General features: G+C 64.2%; 1 protein-coding gene. It reads right to left on the bottom strand.

Going from position 1 to position 254, the window contains the following annotated elements:
- The coding region (locus tag KJQ96_RS39345; RefSeq protein ID WP_213291256.1) for a hypothetical protein at positions 1-254 on the bottom strand (254 nt) is incomplete at both ends.

Below are 254 nucleotides of genomic sequence, written 5' to 3'. Positions count from 1 at the left end.
CCAGCGAGAGAAGCTGTGCGCCACCGCGCCGGTGACTAAATTCCTCGCATGCGCTCTTGCAGCCAGTGCCGATAGCGGCAACGGCGCAAGGCCGGGCATGACGAGTTGCCTGTCCTTCCACTGTGCTTTCGCCCAAGCCTTGGCACGAGGATCGTTCGACGAAATACGCCAGATGTCCAGCGCGGCCGGCCAGAGACCGAAACGGAAGATGACGCGCGCTGCCTCGGCAGCCGAATGGGTGCCGACATGCGCAC

Source organism: Bradyrhizobium sp. sGM-13 (assembly GCF_018398875.1).
Taxonomy (GTDB): Bacteria; Pseudomonadota; Alphaproteobacteria; order Rhizobiales; family Xanthobacteraceae; genus Bradyrhizobium.
The sequence above is the reverse complement of the archived record's forward strand: the minus strand, read 5'-3'. Positions and strand labels throughout refer to the sequence as shown.